The sequence below is a fragment of the Pseudoalteromonas distincta genome, from assembly GCF_000814675.1.
GTDB classification, from domain to species: Bacteria; Pseudomonadota; Gammaproteobacteria; order Enterobacterales; family Alteromonadaceae; genus Pseudoalteromonas; species Pseudoalteromonas distincta.
The window spans coordinates 48,789-71,770 of the sequence record NZ_JWIG01000029.1 but is presented as its reverse complement, the minus strand read 5'-3'; the positions used below and the strand labels follow the sequence as shown (position 1 = coordinate 71,770).

The 22,982-nt window shown below is 39.2% G+C and carries 21 protein-coding genes; 12 read left to right on the top strand and 9 right to left on the bottom strand.

What is annotated here, in order from left to right; all coding sequences use genetic code 11:
- Positions 1–66: 66 nt before the first annotated feature.
- Entirely contained in the window at positions 67–2,436 is a 2,370-nt protein-coding gene (locus QT16_RS17850; RefSeq protein WP_039489803.1) for a TonB-dependent receptor, read from the bottom strand.
- 215 nt (positions 2,437–2,651) lie between these two features.
- The gene (locus QT16_RS17845; RefSeq protein WP_039489801.1) at positions 2,652–3,041 is read right to left on the bottom strand and encodes a YkgJ family cysteine cluster protein; all 390 of its coding nucleotides are present in this window, start codon (positions 3,039–3,041) and stop codon (positions 2,652–2,654) included.
- A gap of 280 nt (positions 3,042–3,321) precedes the next feature.
- Here QT16_RS17845 and QT16_RS17840 point away from each other — a divergent pair, with 280 nt between their 5' ends.
- On the top strand, positions 3,322–3,501 hold the full coding sequence (locus QT16_RS17840) for a hypothetical protein (protein WP_039489799.1): 180 nt from the start codon (positions 3,322–3,324) through the stop codon (positions 3,499–3,501).
- Between the two features lie 199 nt (positions 3,502–3,700).
- Positions 3,701–4,129 (top strand): hypothetical protein, encoded by a 429-nt coding sequence (locus tag QT16_RS17835; RefSeq protein ID WP_002961147.1) that lies wholly within the window; start codon positions 3,701–3,703, stop codon positions 4,127–4,129.
- Positions 4,130–4,267: 138 nt separating this feature from the next.
- Here QT16_RS17835 and QT16_RS17830 read toward each other — a convergent pair whose 3' ends face one another.
- Positions 4,268–5,257: an alpha/beta fold hydrolase gene (locus tag QT16_RS17830; protein WP_039489797.1), complete on the bottom strand. Its 990-nt coding sequence runs from the start codon at positions 5,255–5,257 to the stop codon at positions 4,268–4,270.
- A 547-nt stretch (positions 5,258–5,804) separates the two neighbouring features.
- Positions 5,805–6,215, bottom strand: a complete 411-nt coding sequence (locus tag QT16_RS17820; RefSeq protein WP_039490160.1) for a hypothetical protein — start codon at positions 6,213–6,215, stop codon at positions 5,805–5,807.
- 293 nt (positions 6,216–6,508) lie between these two features.
- Here QT16_RS17820 and QT16_RS17815 point away from each other — a divergent pair, with 293 nt between their 5' ends.
- Both QT16_RS17815 and QT16_RS17810 read left to right on the top strand, forming a co-directional pair.
- Complete coding sequence (locus tag QT16_RS17815; RefSeq protein WP_039489795.1) at positions 6,509–6,982, top strand: hypothetical protein; 474 nt, start codon at positions 6,509–6,511, stop codon at positions 6,980–6,982.
- A 27-nt stretch (positions 6,983–7,009) separates the two neighbouring features.
- The gene (locus tag QT16_RS17810; RefSeq protein ID WP_039489793.1) at positions 7,010–7,597 is read left to right on the top strand and encodes a DUF1287 domain-containing protein; all 588 of its coding nucleotides are present in this window, start codon (positions 7,010–7,012) and stop codon (positions 7,595–7,597) included.
- Positions 7,598–7,632: 35 nt separating this feature from the next.
- Here the strand turns inward: QT16_RS17810 and yfaE are convergent, their stop codons facing one another.
- The 5 genes from yfaE to ubiG form a co-directional block, all read right to left on the bottom strand.
- Positions 7,633–7,905 (bottom strand): class I ribonucleotide reductase maintenance protein YfaE, encoded by a 273-nt coding sequence (gene yfaE / locus QT16_RS17805; RefSeq protein ID WP_039489790.1) that lies wholly within the window; start codon positions 7,903–7,905, stop codon positions 7,633–7,635.
- Positions 7,905–9,035, bottom strand: coding sequence for a class Ia ribonucleoside-diphosphate reductase subunit beta (nrdB, locus tag QT16_RS17800; protein ID WP_002961159.1), 1,131 nt, complete (start codon positions 9,033–9,035; stop codon positions 7,905–7,907). The genes yfaE and nrdB overlap by 1 nt, the downstream gene beginning before the upstream one ends.
- 65 nt (positions 9,036–9,100) lie before the next feature.
- On the bottom strand, positions 9,101–11,383 hold the full coding sequence (nrdA, locus tag QT16_RS17795) for a class 1a ribonucleoside-diphosphate reductase subunit alpha (RefSeq protein ID WP_002961160.1): 2,283 nt from the start codon (positions 11,381–11,383) through the stop codon (positions 9,101–9,103).
- Between the two features lie 408 nt (positions 11,384–11,791).
- Positions 11,792–12,472 carry an HAD family hydrolase gene (locus QT16_RS17790; protein ID WP_039489787.1) on the bottom strand — a complete coding sequence of 227 codons (681 nt, stop codon included), beginning with the start codon at positions 12,470–12,472 and terminating at the stop codon, positions 11,792–11,794.
- Positions 12,472–13,182 carry a bifunctional 2-polyprenyl-6-hydroxyphenol methylase/3-demethylubiquinol 3-O-methyltransferase UbiG gene (gene ubiG, locus QT16_RS17785; RefSeq protein WP_002961162.1) on the bottom strand — a complete coding sequence of 237 codons (711 nt, stop codon included), beginning with the start codon at positions 13,180–13,182 and terminating at the stop codon, positions 12,472–12,474. Before ubiG ends, QT16_RS17790 begins: the two co-directional genes overlap by 1 nt.
- A 176-nt stretch (positions 13,183–13,358) precedes the next feature.
- Between ubiG and gyrA the strand changes: the two genes are divergently transcribed.
- The 8 genes from gyrA to lapB all read left to right on the top strand — a co-directional run bounded on the left by gyrA (position 13,359) and on the right by lapB (position 22,953).
- On the top strand, positions 13,359–16,058 hold the full coding sequence (gene gyrA, locus QT16_RS17780; protein ID WP_002961163.1) for a DNA topoisomerase (ATP-hydrolyzing) subunit A: 2,700 nt from the start codon (positions 13,359–13,361) through the stop codon (positions 16,056–16,058).
- Positions 16,059–16,216: 158 nt separating this feature from the next.
- Complete coding sequence (gene serC / locus QT16_RS17775; protein ID WP_033021486.1) at positions 16,217–17,299, top strand: 3-phosphoserine/phosphohydroxythreonine transaminase; 1,083 nt, start codon at positions 16,217–16,219, stop codon at positions 17,297–17,299.
- A complete protein-coding gene (aroA, locus tag QT16_RS17770) occupies positions 17,299–18,576 on the top strand; it encodes a 3-phosphoshikimate 1-carboxyvinyltransferase (RefSeq protein ID WP_039489784.1) in 1,278 nt (425 codons plus the stop codon). The genes serC and aroA overlap by 1 nt, the downstream gene beginning before the upstream one ends.
- 106 nt (positions 18,577–18,682) lie before the next feature.
- On the top strand, positions 18,683–19,393 hold the full coding sequence (gene cmk, locus QT16_RS17765) for a (d)CMP kinase (RefSeq protein ID WP_039489782.1): 711 nt from the start codon (positions 18,683–18,685) through the stop codon (positions 19,391–19,393).
- Between the two features lie 95 nt (positions 19,394–19,488).
- Positions 19,489–21,156 (top strand): 30S ribosomal protein S1, encoded by a 1,668-nt coding sequence (rpsA, locus tag QT16_RS17760; protein ID WP_002961176.1) that lies wholly within the window; start codon positions 19,489–19,491, stop codon positions 21,154–21,156.
- Between the two features lie 67 nt (positions 21,157–21,223).
- Positions 21,224–21,511, top strand: a complete 288-nt coding sequence (gene ihfB, locus QT16_RS17755) for an integration host factor subunit beta (RefSeq protein WP_002961178.1) — start codon at positions 21,224–21,226, stop codon at positions 21,509–21,511.
- 21 nt (positions 21,512–21,532) lie between these two features.
- Positions 21,533–21,814: a lipopolysaccharide assembly protein LapA domain-containing protein gene (locus tag QT16_RS17750; RefSeq protein ID WP_039489780.1), complete on the top strand. Its 282-nt coding sequence runs from the start codon at positions 21,533–21,535 to the stop codon at positions 21,812–21,814.
- 2 nt (positions 21,815–21,816) lie between these two features.
- Positions 21,817–22,953, top strand: coding sequence for a lipopolysaccharide assembly protein LapB (gene lapB, locus QT16_RS17745; protein ID WP_039489778.1), 1,137 nt, complete (start codon positions 21,817–21,819; stop codon positions 22,951–22,953).
- Positions 22,954–22,982 lie beyond the last annotated feature (29 nt).

The window sequence follows — 22,982 nt, the reverse complement described above, 5'->3', positions numbered from 1 at the left end:
ATATTCTAAAAATAAAAAAACCGCATTAATAAAATGCGGTTTATAAACTAAAACTACTTTTAATTATTAAAAATAGCCACGAACACCAAAGCGGAAGTTTCTGCCTGGTAGTGGTGCTTTATCTTTAATAAATGAGCTATGTACAAAACCTAACTCATCAGTAATGTTATCAACGTTTATATACAGCTGTGCATCGACACTGCCTAAACCTAATTGGTAATTAGCTTGTGCATCAAATAACGTATAGCCATCAGTTTGAGTTTCAAAGGCAGTTACATCGTTTTGATCAAAGTAATGAGTACCCGTTAATGTTAGTTGTAAGTCACCTAAATCGTACTGTAACTCAGAGCCTAATTTATTAGCAGGGATACGTGGTAAATTACCTTCGTCGTCTTTTAGTTTTGCACGAGTTGAGTCACCAAATACTTTAACCATAGCGCTTGGTGTTACTTGGTAATGCGCGTCAAACTCAATTCCATAAAGCTCTGCGTCTTTACTTGTAAACTGATAAACCGCAACAGCATCGTCATGTGCACCAATAGCTGATTCTAAACCATCTTCTTCATCGTAAACTAAACCCGTATTTTCTTGAAAATAAAAGTTTTTGATATCGTTATAGAAAAAGTTAACGGTGTAACCAAAATCACCGCTAAAGCGTCTAAAGCTTAAATCTAAGTTTGTTGAAGTTTCCTGTTTGATATTTTCTGGCTCAAAATGCGCTTCATTATCTTCAATATTGTAACCAAGGCCTAGCTCGTAAGTGCCAGTTGCAATGTGTAAACCGTTAGATAAAAGCTCTGCCGAAAGTGGTGCTCGTTCTGAATGAGAAATACTCGTAGCGATACTATGACCCGGCTTGTATTGCCAAATGGCACCAGCAGAGGCACTTAAATTGGTAAAACTTTCGTTATACCCAATGGTTTCTTCGTCGCTGTGATCTATCTCTACTTCACCGTGGCTATGCTCGTGTGCCGTGATTTGGCTTTCAATTTTGTAATCTTCAACACGTGCGCCAAGTTCAATTGTAACGTCGCCAAATTCACGCTCTTCAAGTAAATATAATGCGTTAGTTGTAGTTACACTTGCAGGTGTAAATGCTTCTTCACCAATTGCATCGTAGTCAGAATCGCTGTAGTGATAGCCCATCATTCCGTGCCAATCAGCAAACTTATGCTCTACATTTAAACGTGCTTCAGTCGTTTTATTTTTAAAAGTAGTACCAATTTCGCCATCTTCAATTTCGCTGTGCGAGTAATCTGTGTAGCCAACACGTAGGTTGATGGTTTCAATCCAGTTATTATGAAGGGCGTAACTTACAAGCCCTTGCCAGCGATCTTGCGCTAAATGTGCGTAAACCGGCTCTTCAGCTGCTTCGTCTTCATGTTCTGCATGCTCTTCTTCAGTTTCACCTTCGTGATCGTGATGATGCTCATGCCCAGGAATACCGTAATCGGTATCAATACTACCGTACGAAAAACCAATCGTTAAATGATCGCCAACATAGCTGGTACCAAAGTTAAGTGTTTCGCTATCAATAAATGTGTTTTCTACAGAATTCTCTGTTTCTACATCGCCATCATCGTCGGCAATAGTAAAGGTAGGTGTTTGGTAATCATCGCCACTGCGCTTAGTGCCATCAAAATGAAAGTTAAAGCCTTCATTACCTGTTTCAAGTTTTGCAGCTACTGTGTTTGAGTTTGACACTGTATCGTGGCTGTATTCAGCAGCACCCGTAAGCTCGTCGATATTGTCTGTAGGGATGCGGTTATCAACCACGTTAACAACACCGCCAATTGCACCAGAGCCATAAAGTAGGGTACTTGGGCCACGTAATACTTCAATTTGTTCTGCTGCTAGGCTGTCGCTTGATGTTGCGTGGTCTGGGCCAATGCGTGATGCATCGCTGGCATCTAATCCGTTTTGTGTGATTTTAACGCGAGGGCCATCTAAACCACGAATAATTGGGCTTGATGATACAGGGCCAAAGTAACTTGCATTTACGCCTGGTAAACCTTTTAGAGTTTCACCAAGAGTTGGTTTTGATTTATTTCTTAATTCATCACCTGAGAGCACGCTTACTGGCGATATCATCTCGAGGCTATTTTTATGAAGTGCAGAGGCATAAACAACCACTGTCTCAACCGATGTTGGTTTAAGTGACACAGACAGATTATTTGAAGATTCGCTAACAGCAATACGAGAGTCTACGTAGTTGTCTTTACTAATATGTAATTGGCTATTTGCATCGATTTCTATAGCAAATTCGCCTAAATCATTACTTTTTACGCTTTGGTTTTTGCCATGCACATGAATTGAGGCATTTTTAATTGGTTGATTTTTATCATCCATTACTTTACCAGTAACAGTGGCAGCCAAAGCTGATTGAGAACATAAAACAGAAAAAATAGCAGAGGAGATTAATGTTAACTTTGTCATGGATATATTGGTTCGCGGTTATTATGTTGTGATATAATATAACACCGCAAAATCAGTGAATCAACAATGTTATAGTATAACTTTGTATTTTGCGATGAATGATCTAAAAATGACGATTAAACCAATTTTATAAAAATTATAATAATAGGTATGTTAATAGAAATACCTATTTATTTAAGTGCGAGACTCATAGCGCTGCAGGTTTATCTAGGTATCTAAGAGCGGCTATCTATCATTATCAAATCTAGTTTATGCTGCGCTCTTGTCTGGTTTGTAATATCTATAGATTCAATCATTTCGCATTCGTCGCGGATCATCTCTGAAATAAGGCTAGGGTAGTGGCGGCAGTCTTCTGGACGGTCAAGGTAAATACTGCAGGTATACATATTTTTAGCGAGAGGCTCCTTTTTAGGCGCAATTTCTAAAAATGGGCACACTTGAAGTCTTGAGCCTGTTTTTGGGTCAAACCAAATTTCGTTGTTTTTAACGTACTCATAAATTTCGGGGTTAAAGAGCTCCCATAAATCTATTTCTTCTTTCGTTGCGCTTAAGTCGCCGCCACCATATTTAATACAGCATTTACCACACTGATTACACTCTTTCATAATTTGCTAATTTAGTTGGCTGTTAACACATTTAAGTTAGCTATTAGTGTAGCACCAAATTTATTATTAACGCTCTACTGAATTGCCCCATTGTTTGCTTTTTGGGTGTGTAAAAAAGTTAGATACAATAACTTAAGTTAAAACCCCTTGTTACATTTTATATAGTACAGGCTTTATTTAATGCTTTACTCTAAGGTGGCGAAAAATATTATGAAACCTGCTTGGGCAGCTGTGTATTTATTAAATGTTGCTGAGCGGGATACCTAAGTAGGATGTAATTATGAAAGAAGCTGTTACTAAGTTAAAAACAGAATTTAATGCAAAGTTATTATATTGGAACAACCTCAAAAGTAGCAAAGCCAAAGCGGCAATCATCTTATTATTTATCGTTGTCATTGCACTTAAAGTGTTTACGACCATCTTTACGTTGGATTGGGTTTCAAGTTTCATCAGTGTGTGAGGTTACTAAGAGTAATTGCGATAAAGTTTAATTACAGTGTGTTTAACGCCTACGCGATGTTCATTATTAATGTATTATTACGATATACACCAAATTAAATAAATCAGTTGTTTAAATACATTTTATAATGACTGTAATGATACATTTTAGCTAAATTGAGTCAGTAAATTAGTTTAGCTGCACTAAAGGATAACCAGTGATGATGAATACAAAAATATATAAAGCGGTACATGACCTAGCAGAAGATTTAATGGCGGCGGCTAACAAAAATAACCGAGAAAAATTTGAATCTTTATTTGCTCAATTAAAAGCGATTTGTATTGAAAACGAAAATACCTCAAAAGATCACCCAGTACAATGGGAAACTTTGGCTGATTTTACCGAAGAGCTAGAAGAGGCAATCACGACTTATGAAAAAGCATTAGAAAAGTCTGTTGCGATTAATAACAAAGATCACATGTCATCAGTTTCTTTTTCAATGGCTACACTGCAGCTAGAACTTGGTCAAAAAGACGAGGCTATTAAAAATCTTCAAAATGCTAAGGTTAGTGCTAATAAAATAGAAGACAAAGAGCTTAAAGCTGAAATACACGATCTACTAGAATCACTTATTGAAGAAGAAGGTTAAATACTTAAAATTTACTAGCTCAGACTTGATCTGACAGTTACCCATATTAAATACTATTTCTTTGGATTTAGCTTAAGTTAATACAATTTAATGAAACGCTGATGGTTTATACCCTCAGCGTTTTTTTATTTCCGCTATTTATAGCTTATCCATAAAGTTCACAATGTACTTTGCAATCTCAACTGGTTTTTCTTCAACACTAAAGTGTCCTGAATCGAGTAAATGTATTTCAGCGTTCGGTACATCTTTCAAATATGCTTTAGCGCCTGCGGCTATAAACGCAGGGTCGTTTTTACCCCATACAATTAATGTTGCTGGTTGGTACTTGCGTAAATAAGCTTGCCATTTAGGATAGTCGAGAAGGTTATTGTAGTAATCTTGTAGCAATTGTACTTGAATTACTCTATCGGATTTAGTTTGTAAAAAGTGAAGATCGTGCGTCCAGCTATCAGGGCTCATTACTTCTGGGTTACTTTGTACGTCTCGTAAATATTGCTTATTAATAATGGCTTTATTAGACGTGAACGAATAAATTTTATCACTCTGCGCTTGTGATTTGTCCTCATTCGCGGCTTTAAAAAACGCTTGCCTCGGTAGGGTTAGCCCCTCTAAATACGCATTACCATTTTGTACAATAAGTGCATCAAGTTTATTTGGGTTATTTAACAACATTCTAAAGCCCACAGGAGCTCCAAAGTCTTGTATATAAAGGCTGTAGCGCTTTACTTTAAGTGTTGTTAGTAATCCTTCAACGTATTGAGCTAGTAATTCAAAAGTATATTTTTGAGTTTTTGGGTTTGGGCGTGCGCTATAACCAGAGCCTAAATAATCAGGTGCAATCACATGATAACGACCTGATAAGAGTGGGATCAATTCTCGGTAGCTGTGTGAAGACGACGGATACCCATGTAAAAGTACAATGGTTTGCTTATGCTGCGCGCCAGCTTCTCGGTAAAATATCTTTTTACCGTTTACATTTGCATATTTGTAAGTGGTTTTTGAAGGCCATACAGCATCAGCGGCATATACTTGAGCGGTAAACGTAGATATTGAAACTAATAAAAACACAATAAATGAGACGATGTGAGCAGGTTTTACTTTAAGGCTTTTTTGTATATCTAGGGGCATAGGTAAACTCGTTATTTTTGGTAATGACGCTTTATTAATTTACTAGACCTGTTATTTACACATTTATATTCAGATAATAACGTTGTAGTTTCACAGCAAAGAAGTGTACAGCAGGACTTACAAGATACTGATGAGCCAACAGTGGGCTAGGGCGTTAGTTCTTTATTGGCCGCTTTTTTGTATTTGAAATAGCTTATTAAATAAACGGCTATTGGAATCGTTGGGCTTAAAAATATGTGAGGATGGAAATAGATACCACGTTCGTCATATAGAAACACATATAACACGAGCGCAAACGTTGAAGGTAAGGGGAAGATTATTGCACCGTGCCCAACAGCAGCAAATAGTGTCCACGAGAAAACACTAGGCCAAAGCACAGCTCTGATGTAAGCACCTTTATTAGTCGCTTTAGCCTTTTTAGCGTAATTACGTGAAACAAAATAAGATATTACCGTTGGAAACAAAGTTAAAATGATACTTAACAGTATAAGCATAGTGATTCAATTCCTTTTGATATTATTTGCATAACCCAGTTTTTCACAATGTGTTAATTGGTTTGAGTTAATACCGTTTTTAAAGCAGCAATTTGCTTAATTTCATCAGCTGTTAATGCTTGATATAACCTAGGATAGGGCCAACCATAGCCCCATCTGAAAGTCGATGGTATATAAGGGCTGCCACCAAATCGAACTCCAGCAAGCATAAGGTTCGCTATACTCGTTTCGCCGGCTTCAATAACACACTGTTGCAAGGCTTTATCTGCTTCTAAACGTTGCCAATAAGTGCCACCTTGCCAGTAGGCGTAGTCGTGCGCTTTACAACATGCAAGCCACAACTTTTTATCTTTTGTCGTGCCGTCCGGAAAAGCACTACAGCCATCTGATGTGAACGGTTTTATATTTTCAGCATTTGCTGTATTACTTAATATGACCAGTAAGACAATGGGACTGAAACGCATTATTTTCATGCGAAAGAGTGTATTAGGAAAATTATACATGATTTTAAGTGTTACTATTTTAGTTACAAATAATAACACTTTAAAAAGTATAAAAAAGGGTTTTACTGTTTATAGACAGGTTATGCTCATATGATAATTTTGATTTAGAGCTTTTTGTTTAGATATTCTATGCGTTCTATTTTCTTCGCTAGTTGCGAGGTGTTAATACTAAAAGTGCTGGTTAAAAAGTTTACTACAATATTAGATTAAGGTTTACACATGGTGTGTTGCATTTGTACTCTAGGAGAGGAGCTGTGCTAGAACAAATAGAAAATTGGATTGACGCTACAAATTTAAAATACAGTAGTCAAAAAGTGAGGTGTGATAAATTCAGTAATGAATTTTATGGGTTTTATTCTAGCGAGTTTTTAAAAAACGCGTATTACGTTGTTGTAGACCAAATACCAAAGCCAGACTTTGCGGGTCTGCGAGAAATGGGTCTAGGTGATTTTGTCGATATGGACGCGGCGGGTATAACGTATAAAAATACCTATTATCTACTTCCTGAGGTTGCAAAAGATTTGAGGGTTCATTTTCATGAGCTTGTGCATGTAGCGCAGTGGCTTAAACTTGGTCCAGACGCGTTTATGATGCGTTACATTAGCGAAATCCAACATGTAGGATACAACGACGCTCCGCTTGAAAAAATGGCATATGCGCTGGATACGCAATTTGCAAGTAAAGGCAATAAAATAGACGTTCTTAGGCACGTAGCCCAAACGCTGTAACTCAATTTTAGGTTTAAAGGAGTTTATATGTACAGAATTATTGGGTGTTTACTTACTTTAGCGTGTATAAATAGTAATGCAGCATCGTTTGAAGAAGATATTGTTTCAGCTCTGCTTGAGCGTACAACTCATGATGTGAATTACGACGGCGCTTATCGCTCTATTGGCTACCCTGGTGGGGATGTACCTAAAAATATAGGTGTGTGCACCGATGTAATAATTAGAAGTTATAGAAAGTTAGGTGTTGATTTACAGAAACTCGTGCATGAAGACATGCAAAAAAACTTTGCGCTGTATCCATCTAAACGTATTTGGGGCTTAACTAAGCCTGATAAAAATATAGATCACCGACGTGTTCCAAATTTACAAGCTTACTTTGAGCGCCATGCAAACGTATTGAGTAAATCCAACAAAGTGAGTGATTATAAAACCGGCGATATAATAACGTGGATGTTACCAGGTAATTTACCTCATATAGGTATGGTGATTAATGAGTTATCTCAAGATACGGGTAACCCACTTATTGTGCATAATATAGGGCGTGGTCCGCAAAAAAGCGATATGCTTTTTGATTATAAAATTACCGGACATTACCGGTTCGTTCCACACTATTGATAAGTTTAATAAACGATAGATGTAAGTATTGATTTTTATTTCAGATCAATACTTACATTGCCATTGGGTTTACAGCAGCACAACAGTATTTCGCCTTCGCGTACAAACGCAAGTGGCTCTTCGTTATACTCAACACTGCCTGACACTAAAGTTGCTCTACAAGCGCCGCAATAACCTTCACGGCATTGGAATGCGACGTCTATTTTCATGGATTCTAAGCAGTGTAGAAGAGAAGGGCAGCCAGCGATAAATTCTATACACTGGCTGTTTTCTGCAAGCGTTATGCTTGCAGTAGACTTGTCACTCATTATAAATCAAAATCACCAAATTCTGATGCATCAACTTGAGAGTCAATTTGACCAACAAGGTATGAGCTTATTTCTGCTTCTTGTGGTGCTACTTGCACGTTATCAGACACTAACCACGAGTTTATCCACGGGATAGGGTTACTGTTGTTTTCAAACTGTGCTGGCAAACCAATCGCAGTCATACGTGCATTGGTAATGTATTCAACGTACTGACATAAAATATGTTTATTTAAGCCAATCATTGAACCATCTTTAAATAAGTATTCGGCCCACTCTTTTTCTTGCTCTGCAGCATCGACAAACATTTTAATTGCTTCGTCGCGGCACTGGGCAGCAACAATCGCCATTTCTGGATCGTCCTTACCGTCTTGCATGATGTTTAAAATATGCTGAGTACCAGAAAGGTGAAGTGCTTCATCGCGTGCAATTAGCTTGATGATTTTAGCGTTACCTTCCATTAGCTCGCGCTCAGCAAATGCAAACGAACATGCAAAACTTACGTAAAAGCGAATCGCTTCAAGAATATTTACCGACATCATAGCCAGGTAAAGTTTCTTTTTAAGCTCAAATAAATTAATGATAACTGTTTTACCGTTAATCTCGTGTTTGCCTTCACCGTATAAGTTGTAAAGCGATACAGAGTTAATTAAGTCATCGTAGTATTTAGTTACGGCATCAGCACGTTCGCTAATTTTATCGTTGCTAACAATGTCATCAAAAATAAGCTCAGGTGCTTGTGTTACGTTACGGATAATATGCGTGTATGAGCGGCTGTGAATTGTTTCACTGAACGCCCATGTTTCTATCCAGGTTTCGAGCTCTGGTAGCGATACAATTGGAAGTAGAGCCACGTTTGGCGAACGACCTTGTACACTATCAAGCAGTGTTTGGTATTTTAAGTTGCTTAAAAATATATGCTTTTCGTGATCTGGTAATGCCTGAAAGTCTAAACGGTCTTTACTTACATCTACTTCCTCAGGACGCCAAAAGAAAGACAGTTGCTTTTCAATTAACTTTTCAAAAATTGGGTATTTTTGTTGGTCGTAACGAGATACGTTCACAGTTTGGCCAAAAAACATTGGCTCTTGCATTTGGTTATTATGGTTTCGGCTAAAAGTAGTATAAGACATGTTTATCACTCAAAAAACTATCAGAAAAAGCGGGCTAAATGCCCGCTTAAAATAAAAATCAGCAGTTATATTTTACACGCGCCGCCTTCACAATCGTCATCTTCCACTTCTGGAGCATCTTCTTGTGAATCTGAGGCGCCATCGCGAGTATTGTGGTAATACAAGGTTTTAACACCTAGTTTGTACGCGCTTAGTAAGTCTTTTAATAAGACTTGCATAGGTACTTTACCGCCTTCGAACTTGTTTGGATCATAATTTGTATTTGCAGAAATTGTTTGGTCAACAAATTTTTGCATTATGCCAACAAGTTGTAGATAACCATCGTTTGATGGAATGTCCCATAGTAGCTCGTACTGATCTTTTAAACGCTCATACTCAGGAACAACTTGTTTTAAAATACCGTCTTTACTTGCTTTAACGCTAATATGCCCACGTGGTGGCTCAATACCGTTAGTTGCGTTAGAGATTTGCGACGATGTTTCTGATGGCATTAACGCACTTAGTGTTGAGTTACGCATACCGTGCTCTTTAATACTTGCACGTAGTGTATCCCAATCAAGATGAAGTGGCTCATCACAAATTTTATCTAAATCACGTTTATACGTATCTGTTGGCATAATACCTTGTGAATACGTTGTCTCGTTAAACTTAGGACATGCGCCACGCTCTTTAGCAAGCTCGTTTGATGCTTTCATTAAGTAATATTGAATAGCTTCAAAGGTTTTATGTGTTAATGCATTAGCACTGCCATCAGAATAACGCTTACCGTTTTTAGCTAGGTAGTATGCGTAGTTAATTACGCCTATTCCTAGTGTACGACGACCCATAGTTGCATTTTTAGCAGCCGGTACAGGGTAGTCTTGGAAATCAAGTAAGTTATCAAGTGCGCGTACTGCAAGTTCAGCTAGCTCTTCAAGCTCATCAAGTGACTCTATTGCACCTAGGTTAAACGCAGAAAGTGTACAAAGGGCAATTTCGCCTTCTTCGTCATTCACGTTATTAAGTGGCTTAGTTGGCAATGCAATTTCTAAACATAAGTTAGATTGGCGAATTGGCGCAACTTTAGAAATAAATGGGCTGTGTGTATTACAGTGATCCACATTTTGTAAATAAATACGACCAGTACTTGCACGCTCTTGCGCAAACATTGAGAAAAGCTCAATGGCTTTAATACGTTTTTTACGAATAGACTCGTCTTGTTCGTATTTAACGTAAAGTGCGTCAAACTCAGCTTGGTCTTCAAAAAATGCATCATAAAGGCCAGGCACATCTGATGGGCTAAATAACGTAATGTAGTCGTCTTTAATTAAACGAGAGTACATTAATTTATTAAACTGTACGCCGTAATCTAGGTGGCGAACGCGGTTGTCATCTACACCACGGTTATTTTTAAGTACAAGTAGGTTCTCTACTTCTAAATGCCAAAGCGGGTAGAATAATGTTGCTGCGCCGCCACGTACACCACCTTGTGAACAACTTTTAACCGCTGTTTGAAAGTGCTTATAAAAAGGGATACAACCTGTGTGATACGCTTCGCCGTTACGAATATGGCTACCTAGCGCACGTATTCTACCTGCATTAATACCAATTCCCGCACGTTGTGAAACGTATTTAACAATAGCTGACGACGTTGCATTGATTGAATCAAGGCTGTCGCCACATTCAATTAAGACACACGAGCTAAACTGGCGAGTAGGCGTACGTACACCCGACATAATTGGCGTTGGTAGAGATATTTTAAATAAAGATACTGCATCGTAAAAACGTTTAATGTAATCAGTACGTGTTTCACGTGGGTAATCTGAAAATAAGCTTGCCGCAACTAAAATATATAAAAACTGTGCACTTTCGTATATTTCACCCGATACACGGTTTTGAACGAGGTACTTACCTTCAAGTTGCTTTACAGCAGCGTAGCTAAAGTTAAGATCGCGAGAATGGTCAAGGTATGCATCAAGCTCATCTAACTCTTGCTCTGTGTAATCTACTAGTAAATGAGCATCGTAGCGTTTATCGCCAACCATTTTTGTTACGTGGTCAAATAAACGTGGTGGCTCAAATTGACCGTACGCTTTTTTACGTAAATGGAATACAGCTAAACGTGCAGCTAAGTATTGGTAATCAGGCGATTCTTTTGAAATCTGATCCGCTGCTGCTTTAATGATGGTTTCGTGAATGTCTTTAGTACGAATACCGTCGTAAAACTGAATGTGCGACTTTAATTCAACTTGCGAAACCGAAACGTTGTTTAAACCTTCGGCGGCCCACTCAATAACGCGATGGATCTTATCCAGATCAAGAGGCTCTTTACGCCCGTCACGTTTGCTTACAGATAACTGTTGGTTCATTTGCCTGTATTCCTTGGGAATTATGTATTTTGACCAATGCTTTATACCTCGCCGAGGCAAGGTATATACTCATTTATTATAAGTTTCGCCATATTTGCGAATTTAATTGAATAACATTTGGCCACAATATCTGGTGTTGTTCAATTTAGAGATCACAAGATAGTGTGGTCTGAGTTGTTTTGCAAGGGACATAATTGCCCCTATTTGTGGATAACTTCGGGATAACGTATTTGTGTTAGTAGACACTCACCTTCGAACAATCATTTAAGTTGAAATATGCAAAAATCAACTAATGATCTGCTAAATTTACGCATTTTAAAAATAAATTTTGACTGCTTTTTTTATCAGCAAGCTTTGCGTAAAAACTAACACAATCACAATATATAGTGTTTATTAATTAACATGGCACTATATATGGTTAAAACCATCAATTGGGCTTTGCCAGTTAAAATCAGCATTCCAGCTGTTGGCTTCATCAATACTTGGTATGTAGCCCCAAAGTGCCGTTGCTGTGCGCATACCTGCGGCTTTGCCTGCTTGTATGTCTCGCTGTGCATCACCAATGTACAAACAGCGTTTTGGTTGCACTCCCATAAGCTTTGCACAGTATAGCAGCGGTAAAGGGGATGGCTTAGCTTCAGCTAAGGTGTCGCCACTTATTACTACACTAGCATTTTTCAATGCGGGAATTGCTGCCACTAAAGGATCAGTTAAAAACCCTGGTTTGTTAGTCATGATCCCCCATTTGATCTTTTTCTGATCAAGGGCAATAAGCAACGATTCAACACCGCTGAAGCAATGCGTGTGATTTGCTATGTTTGCAGCGTATTCGTCAACTAATTGCTTAATAAGTTCGCTTTGAGGTTGTGTGTCCCATAACTCTTTAAAACCAGCCTCTAATAATGCGCCTGCGCCGTTAGATGCCGCAGGGCGGTATACATCACTACTAACAGGCTCTATTTTATTATTAATGAGAACTGCATTTAAAGCCGCACCTAAATCATCAGCGGTGTCGAGTAGAGTGCCGTCTAGATCAAATAAAAATGCATCGTACTCAATAAGGGGGAGGGGGGCTTGAGAGTTAGCCATTAAGCTAACTTCTCAAAGTACAGTATGTAATTTACGCTAACGTCACTATTGAGCGTATATTGCTTTGATAGTGGATTATAAGAAAGGCCTGTACTTGCACGAACTTTTAAACCCGCTTGCTCTGCCCATGCAATAAGCTGCGCAGGTTTTATAAACTTTTTATGGTCGTGTGTACCTTCAGGGACCATTTTTAAAAGCTTTTCAGCGCCAACAATGGCGTATAAATATGCCTTAGGTGTTTTGTTTAGGGTTGAAAAAAACACGTCTGCGCCTGGTTTGGCAAGTGCAGCTACGGCATGAATGATAGATGCTGGGTCGGGAACGTGTTCAAGCATTTCCATACAGGTTATTACATCAAAGCGCTCTGGGTGTTGCGATGCAAACTCTTCTGCTGGCACTTTTATGTAATCTACATTTACGCCAGTTTCTAAACTGTGCAACTTAGCAACAGTTAAAGGCTCTTGCCCCATGTCGATGCCAGTTACTTTTGCGCCCATGCGCGCCATGCTTTGGCTTAAAATACCGCCACCACAGCCAACATCGAGTGTTTCTTTATCGAATAAGCCTTGCGTTTTGTTTGCTATAAAGTCTAAACGTAACGGGTTAATTTCGTGAAGAGGTTTGAATTCTCCGTCTAGGTCCCACCAACGCTCGGCGATGGCTTCAAATTTTGCTATTTCTGCGTGATCTACATTTTGATGTTCGGTCATAAAATACTTCCTCGTCAATCTGAGGCCATTATATAGGGCTAAATTGATAAATCGCAAAGTTTTGCGCCTGTAAATTAAAATTAATTGTGATAGCATGGCTGTTAGAAATAATAACAATACTCTTAATACCCAATACCGGGTTGTTGAGAGCTGATACTGAAGGAATGTGATATCAAATGACTGATCTCGCCAATGAAATTCTGCCAGTCAATATTGAAGACGAGTTAAAAAACTCCTACTTAGATTACGCAATGAGCGTAATTGTAGGACGTGCATTACCAGACGTACGTGACGGCTTAAAACCTGTTCATCGCCGCGTTTTGTTTGCAATGAACGAGCTTAGTAATGACTGGAACAAGCCTTACAAAAAATCGGCCCGTGTGGTCGGTGACGTAATCGGTAAATACCACCCACACGGCGACAGTGCAGTTTATGACACGATAGTTCGTATGGCTCAGCCATTCTCACTGCGTTATATGCTAGTAGATGGCCAAGGTAACTTCGGTTCGGTTGATGGTGATTCAGCAGCGGCAATGCGTTATACAGAAGTACGTATGGCTAAAATGTCGCATGAGTTATTAGCCGATCTTGAAAAAGAAACGGTTGATTTCGTTCCTAACTACGATGGCACTGAGTTCATCCCTGATGTTTTACCAACGAAAGTTCCTAATTTATTAGTGAATGGTTCATCAGGTATTGCAGTAGGTATGGCTACAAATATACCACCACATAACTTAACTGAAGTTGTAAATGGTTGTTTGGCACTTATTCAAAATCCAGATTTAACTATTTTAGAGTTAATGGATTATATCCCTGGTCCTGATTTCCCAACGGCTGCAATTATCAACGGTAAGAAAGGTATTGAACAAGCCTACTTAACTGGCCGTGGTAAAGTGTACATGCGTGCACGCGCCGACATCGAAACCGATGAAAAAACGGGCCGTGAAACAATCATCGTTCACGAAATTCCTTATCAAGTTAATAAAGCTCGTTTAATTGAAAAAATTGCTGAGCTGGTTAAAGATAAGAAAATTGAAGGTATTAGTGCGCTACGTGATGAATCAGATAAAGACGGTATGCGTATCGTTATTGAAATTAAACGTGGTGACGTAGGCGAAGTTATTTTAAACAACTTGTATTCACAAACTCAGTTACAAACTGTGTTTGGTATGAATATGGTTGCGCTAATTAATAACCAACCTAAATGTTTCAATTTAAAAGAAATGTTAGAAGAGTTTATTATTCACCGTCGTGAAGTAGTAACTCGTCGTACAGTATTTGATTTACGTAAAGCCCGTGACCGTGCACACACGCTTGAAGGCTTAGCGATTGCGCTTGCGAACATTGACCCAATTATCGAACTTATTCGTAAATCCCCTACACCTGCTGAAGCTAAAATTGCTTTAACAGCGCGTCCGTGGGAATTAGGTAATGTACAAGGTATGCTTGAAAAAGCAGGTGAAGACAATGTTGCTCGTCCAGATTGGTTAGCAAGCGAACTTGGTATTCGCGATGGTCAATATTATATCTCTGAGCAACAAGCTCAAGCAATTCTTGATTTGCGTTTACATAAGCTAACAGGTCTTGAACACGAAAAAATCTTAACCGAATACCAAGCGTTATTAGAACTAATTGCTGAACTACTTTATATTTTGGCAACTCCTGAGCGTTTAATGGAAGTTATACGTGACGAGCTAGTTGAAATTAAAGAGCAATATGGTGATGAGCGTCGCACTGAAATTAATGCCGCTGCTCACGATATCAGCCTTGAAGACTTAATTACTGAAGAAAACGTAGTAGTAACGCTTTCTCACGAAGGGTATGTGAAGTATCAAGCATTGTCTGATTACGAAGCACAGCGTCGTGGTGGTAAAGGTAAGTCAGCAACGAAGATGAAAGACGAAGATTTCATTGAGCGTCTATTAGTTGCAAATACACACGATACTATATTGTGTTTCTCTACGGCCGGTCGTTTATATTGGCTTAAAGTGTATCAGTTACCACTAGCGAGTCGTGCAGCGCGCGGTAAGCCAATTGTTAACTTGTTACCACTTGAAGCTGATGAACGTATTACTGCTATATTGCCAGTACGCGAGTACGCAGAAGATAAATACATCTTTATGGCAACAGCGTTTGGTACAGTTAAGAAAACACCATTAACGGCTTACAGCCGTCAACGTGCAAGCGGTATTATTGCTGTTAACTTGAATGATGGCGATAGCCTGATTGGGGTTGATATTACCGATGGTAGCAACGAAATTATGTTGTTCACTGATGCAGGTAAAGTTGTACGCTTTAAAGAAGCTGAAGAAACAACAGTTGTTGATGAAAACGGTAACCCAGTATTAGACGAAGAAGGTAACCCTGAGATTCGTTTCAAAGGTGTTCGCCCAATGGGTCGTACTGCTACAGGTGTTCGTGGTATTAAAATGGCCGATGATCAACGCGTAGTATCGTTAATTGTACCAAAAACTGACGGTGCTATTTTAACGGTAACTGAAAATGGTTACGGTAAGCGTACACAACTAGAAGATTACCCATCTAAGAGCCGTGCAACACAGGGTGTTGTATCTATCAAGGTGAGTGAGCGTAACGGTGCTGTTGTTGGTGCTGTACAAGTTGATGATAACGACGAAATCATGATTATTTCAAATCGTGGTACCTTAGTACGTACTCGCGTTAATGAAGTTTCTACGGTTGGACGTAACACCCAAGGTGTTATTTTGATCAGAACTATTGACGAAGAGCAAGTAGTTGGTTTACAACGTATAGAAGAGATTGAAGTTACAGAAAGTGACTTGATTGATATTGAAGACGTTGAAACTGTAGATACGGTTATTGATGAAGTAGCGGATGATAATCCTCCTTCAGAATAATTGATATTGAAAAAGCGGCCTTGGCCGCTTTTTTTAATGTTGTTGAAAAAAATTAATAGGGTGTGAAGTTATATTCACTCACTAAAACTCAAAGGTTTAGTGGGTGGGTATTGAGCGTTCATGCTTAGTAGTTAAATTACTGGAATGAGGCAAAGGTAATGAGTAAATATAATTTTTGTGCGGGGCCAGCTATGCTTCCGCAAGCGGTTATGAAAAAAGCACAAAAAGAGTTTCTAGATTGGCAAGATTTAGGTGTGTCTGTGATGGAAATAAGCCATCGTAGCAAAGAGTTTTTAGCCCTTACAGCTAAATGTGAAGCCAGCCTTCGTCGTCTAATGAATATCAGTGATGAATTTGAAGTGCTGTTTATGCATGGCGGTGGTCGTGGTCAGTTTAGTGCTGTGCCATTAAATTTACACCAAGAAGGCAAAGTTGCGGTTTATTGCGAAAACGGCGTGTGGTCAAAAAGTGCAACAGACGAGGCCAACAAGTTTACTCAAGCAACCTCTATTGATGTGCGTAATGATGACAATGGCGAGTTTTCTATTAAACAGGTTGCTGATTGGGTGTTACCAGAAGATGCATCTTACATTCACTATTGCCCTAACGAAACGGTTGACGGCTTAGAAATTTTTGATGTACCAAGCCACCCAACTGCACCGATCGTTGCTGATATGTCGTCAACTATTTTATCACGCGAAATAGACGTTAATAAATTTGATTTAATTTACGCTGGTGCGCAAAAAAATATCGGCCCGTCGGGCATATCAATCGTTATTGTTCGTAAAACATTACTTGAGCGTGAAGGCTTACCTAAGCCAGGCATTTTAGATTACGCATTAGAAGCAAAACAAGGCAGCATGTTTAACACGCCTCCTACATTTGCTTGGTATTTAGCTGCTGAAGTATTTCAATGGCTTGAAAGTAATGGTGGCGTAAAAGCGATGGAAGTTCAAAATATTGCTAAAGCGCAGCTACTTTATGACTTTATTGATGAATCGAGCTTTTATACCAATAAAGTAGCTAAACATTGCCGTTCACGTATGAATGTTCCGTTTTGGCTTAATGATGAAAGCTTAAATGATAAGTTTGTTGCTCAGTCTAAAGATGCAGGGTTACTTGCTCTTGAAGGCCACAGAATTGTGGGCGGTATGCGCGCAAGTATTTATAACGCAATGCCTATTGAAGGTGTTCAAGCACTTGTAGACTTTATGGCTGCTTTTGCAAAGGAGCACAGCTAATGGAGCAGCTTCGTTTAGAACCTATTTCTAGAGTAAATGGCACAGTAACCCTACCAGGTTCAAAGAGTCTATCGAACAGAATTTTATTATTAGCTGCACTTGCAAGCGGTACTACCGTTGTAGAAAACTTACTTGATAGTGACGATATACGCCATATGCTGGGCGCCTTAAAGTTATTAGGTGTAAATGTAACTTTAAATGATGAACGCACTGTAGCCACCGTAGAGGGGGTTAGTGGTGTGTTTAATACACCGACTGAGCCATTGTTTTTAGGTAATGCGGGTACTGCTTATAGACCTTTAACGGCAGTACTTGCTGCCGTTGCTGGTGAGTACGAGCTAATAGGCGAGCCACGTATGGAAGAGCGCCCGATAGGGCACTTGGTTGACGCGCTGCAAGCATTGGGTGGTGATGTTACTTATACAAAGCACAAAGACTACCCACCACTTAAAATTGTCGGTGGCCAAATAAAAGGCGGTGAGGTTGAAATTGACGGCAGTATTTCAAGTCAATTTTTAACCGCTCTATTAATGGCAGCGCCATTATTTAACGGTGATACAACAATAACTATTAAAGGTACTTTAGTCTCTAAACCTTATATTGATATTACACTTGATGTAATGGCACGTTTTGGGGTTAATGTTGAGCACAGTGATTATGCAACTTTTAAAGTTAAAGGTGGTCAACAGTATCAATCATTAGATCGCATAATGGTTGAAGGCGATGCATCTTCTGCTTCTTACTTTGTTGCTGCGGCTGCAATTGCAGGCGGTGAGATTGAAATTAAGGGCGTGGGTGCCAAATCAGTTCAAGGCGATATAGGCTTTGCCAAAGTAATGGAGCAAGTAGGCGCAAAAATTGATTGGTATGATGAACGTTTAGTTGTTCGCAAAGGCGAATTAAAAGGCGTGGATATTGACGCCAATGCAATTCCTGATGCAGCCATGACTCTTGCAACTGTTGCTCTTTTTGCCAAAGGCCCAACAGCCATTCGTAACATTTATAACTGGCGAGTAAAAGAGACAGACCGTTTATATGCAATGGCAACTGAGCTTCGTAAAGTAGGCGCACAGGTTGTAGAAGGTGAAGATTTTATAGAGATCACCCCACCTGAAACATTTAATGATGTTGCTGTTGATACTTACGACGATCACCGTATAGCCATGTGTTTTGCAATGGTTGCCGTTGGTGGAAAGCCAATAACAATTAATGATCCAAAGTGTACCTATAAAACATTTCCTACATTTTTCAATGTTTTAGCGTCAGTCAGTGAATAAGCTAATTAGAAGTAATTACAAAAGTTACACACTAATAGCAGATATATTTTAATAACTGACGTATAATGTCGCGGTTTATTTAGGTGTGCATTGCAGGAGGTTTTAAATGCAGGCGTTATTAATGCCCGTGATCACCGTTGATGGCCCAAGTGGTTCAGGTAAAGGAACTGTTTGTCGCTTGTTAGCCGACAAGTTAGGGTGGGATGTATTAGATAGCGGTGCGATTTATCGTGTTTTATCTTTAGCTGCACTTCATCACCAAATTGCATTAGACAATGAAGAAGGGCTTGTCCCGCTTGCTGCAAATTTAGATGTGCAGTTTTTGGTAGATAGCCAAACTAATGCAGGAAAAGTTATTTTAGAAGGCGAAGATGTCACCACTACTATTCGTAATGAAGAAGTAGGCGCTGCGGCATCAAAAGTTGCAGCATTACCTCGCGTTCGTGAAGCGTTATTACGTCGCCAGCGTGCATTTCGCACTGAAAATGGCTTAATTGCCGACGGCCGTGATATGGGCACTGTGGTTTTTCAAGATGCGCCGTTAAAAATATATTTAACAGCAAGTGCACAAGAGCGTGCTCGTAGACGCTTTGTTGAGTTGAATACGCGCGGCCTTGATGTTACACTAAGTGGTCTATTACAGGACATTCAAGCTCGTGACGAGCGCGATATGAATCGTGCCGTTGCTCCGCTTGTACCTGCAGAGGATGCTATTGAGATCGATACTAGCGATCTTAATGCACAGCAAGTGTTTGATAAGGTAATAACTTTATTGGATATTGCTATCTCTGAAGGTAAGCTTCCTAAACGAAGCTAAACACATTTTATGCGCCAGCAGGATGCCAGTGCTATTTTAACAACCCCATGCAGCATGGTTGCTTATTGGTATTAATATATGAGACGTATATTCGTATGTCAGAAAATTTTGCGCAGTTATTTGAAGAAAGCTTAAAGGGTTTTGAAGCAGAGCAAGGCTCTATCGTTAAAGGTACAGTAATCTCTATCGAGAATAACATTGTACTTGTAGATGCTGGTCTTAAATCAGAAAGTGCTATCCCTGCAGAGCAGTTCAAAAATGCTGCTGGTGAACTAGAAGTTGCTGTAGGCGACGAAGTAGATGTTGCACTAGATGCAATTGAAGACGGTTTCGGTGAAACTATCCTTTCTCGTGAGAAAGCTAAGCGTCACGAAGCATGGATCCGTCTTGAGAAAGCATGTGAAGAGCAAGAGACTGTTACTGGTGTTATCAACGGTAAAGTTAAAGGCGGTTTCACAGTTGAAGTTGATTCAATCCGTGCTTTCCTACCTGGTTCACTTGTTGATGTTCGTCCAGTACGTGACACAACTCACCTTGAAGGCAAAGAGCTTGAATTTAAAGTAATCAAGCTTGACCAAAAACGTAACAACGTTGTTGTTTCACGTCGTGCAGTTATCGAATCTGAAAACTCACAAGAACGTGAAGAGCTTCTTGCTAACCTTGTTGAAGGCCAAGAAGTTAAAGGTATCGTTAAGAACCTTACTGACTACGGTGCATTCGTTGACCTTGGTGGTGTTGATGGTCTACTACACATTACTGATATGGCTTGGAAGCGTGTTAAGCACCCTTCAGAAATCGTTAATGTTGGCGACGAAATCGCAGTTAAAGTTCTAAAATTCGACAAAGATAAAACTCGTGTTTCTCTAGGCCTTAAACAGCTTGGTGAAGATCCATGGGCAGCTATCGCTGGTCGTTACCCAGAAGGTTCTAAACTTTCTGGTCGTGTTACTAACCTTACAGATTACGGCTGTTTCGTGGAAATCGAAGAAGGCGTTGAAGGTTTAGTACACGTTTCTGAAATGGATTGGACTAACAAGAACATCCATCCTTCAAAAGTTGTAAGCCTTGGCGACACTGTTGAAGTTATGGTTTTAGAAATTGACGAAGAACGTCGTCGTATTTCTCTTGGTCTTAAGCAATGTATTGCTAATCCTTGGCAGGAATTTGCTCGTCTACAAAACAAAGGCGATCAAGTTACTGGTAAGATCAAATCAATCACTGACTTCGGTATCTTTATCGGTCTTGACGGTGGTATTGACGGTCTTGTACACCTTTCAGACATTTCTTGGAATACACCTGGCGAAGAAGCTGTACGTGAATTCAAGAAAGGCGACGAAATCACTGCTATCGTATTGCAAGTTGACCCAGAGCGTGAACGTATCTCTCTAGGTGTTAAGCAAATCGAAGCTGACCCATTCAATAACTACCTTGATGCAAACAAAAAAGGTGCTATTGTTAAAGGTAAAGTGACTGAAGTTGATGCGAAAGGCGCAACTGTTGAACTTATCGAAGGCGTTGAAGGTTACATCCGTGTAGCTGATATCGCTCAAGAGCGCGTTGAAGATGCAACTACTGTTGTTTCTGTAGGCGACGAGATTGAAGTTAAATACGTTGGTGTTGATCGTAAGAACCGCACTTTAAGCTTATCTGTAAAAGCTCTTTTCGAAGCAGAAGAGAAAGAAGTACTAGAGAAGCTTAAGAAAGAAGAGCCAGTGTTTGAAAACGCAATGGCAGCTGCTTTCGCAAATGCACAAAAAGACTAATATATAATTAGTTTTTAGTTGGAAGGGCATTTTTTGCCCTTCCTATATCTCTTTTTAAGGAAACGCTATGACTAAGTCAGAATTGATAGAAATACTTGCGGAACAACACGCACACGTTCCAGTGAAAGATGTTGAGAATGCTGTAAAAGAAATTCTTGAACAAATGGCCGGCTCATTATCTACTTCAGATCGTATTGAGATCAGAGGTTTTGGTAGTTTCTCTTTGCATTTCCGCGCTCCTCGCACAGGTCGTAATCCTAAGACTGGCGATACAGTTGAGCTTGAAGGAAAGCATGTACCTCATTTTAAACCAGGCAAAGAATTACGCGACCGCGTGAATGAAAGCATTGCCTAGTTAACTTAGTGGAGTAGTTACTTGTTCAAGGTATTAAAAATTATTCTGGTTGCACTATGCCTTATCAGTGCATTTGTATTAGGGTCACAAAACCCACAGTTAGTACAAGTAAATTACATTATAGCCAGTAATACACTACCTTTAGCTGTAATAATAAGTATCTGCTTTTTATTAGGTGTTTTGATTGGTTGTTTTATTAGCTTTAAATTGTTTTCGCAATTAAAGTGGCAAAACTACCGCTTAAAAAAGCAATTAGCGCCTGAAAAAGATAAAAAAAAGCTTGCCGCGAATAAAGACACCTAATTATGATTGAGCTTTTGTTTTTACTATTACCTGTTGCCGCTGGTTACGGTTGGATTATGGGTAAAAACAGTGCTAAAAACCAAGCTCATCAACTTAATCGTCAGATCACTTCTGAATATAGTAAAGGCTTAAAATTTCTACTCGATAGAGAAGAAGATCAAGGCTTAGAGCATTTAATCAACTTACTTGAAGTTTCAGCCGACTCGGTTGAACACTATTCTACACTTGCCACCATGTTTCGCCGTAGAGGTGAATTAGACCGCGCAATAAAAATTCATGAACTTCTATTAAAACACCCAAGCTTAAATGAACAACAAGCTGCAACTAGCCGTTTAGAACTAGCCGAAGATTATATAATGGCTGGACTACTAGATAGTGCGGAAGAGCACTTAGTTTGGTTAGTTAAAGCAGGACATGTAGAAGCGCTGGACCCTATTATCACTTTATATTCGCAAACCCGTGAGTGGGAAAAAGGCATCAACATGTTTGAAGCCCATAGCGAACTATTTTCAAAAGAACAGCAATTTAAAGCAATTGCTAATTTTTATTGTGAGTCAGCTTTAAGTGACAATACACCCCAACTAATGAGAAAAGCGATTAGCTTAAATTATAAAGCCGTGCGTCCGCTTTACGAGTTAGGGTTAGTTGCTTACGCAAAAGAAGATTACGTTAAAGCTATTTATTACTGGCGTGAACTTGTCTCTCAATTTACCTTGTTTGCTCCGTTATTTATTGATGAGCTTGCACACAGTTATAAACAATTGAATTTGACGCATCAATTTCACGAGTTAGTCAGTGACTTGTTAGAGAAGGGCGGAGTGTTAATTAAAATAAAGCATTGCCAAGCATTACTTGAGCAAGGTCACACCAAGCAAGCCTTTGAATTTTTAACTGATAGCTTAAAACGTCAACCTACTATTCGTGGTTTTAGTTTTTTACTGCAATTAATGGGTGACCAAAATAAAAATACTAAAGAAGTACTTGATGAAATTGATAAGCTTGTAACCTCTTATATTGCTACAAAACCAGATTTTCAATGCCAGCATTGTGGTTTTACAAGCTACACCATATATTGGAACTGCCCTTCTTGTAAGCATTGGGAAACCATTGTTCCAAGTCGAGGCTTAGACGGATTTTAATAACCCCATAATTAATAACTTTACTGCCA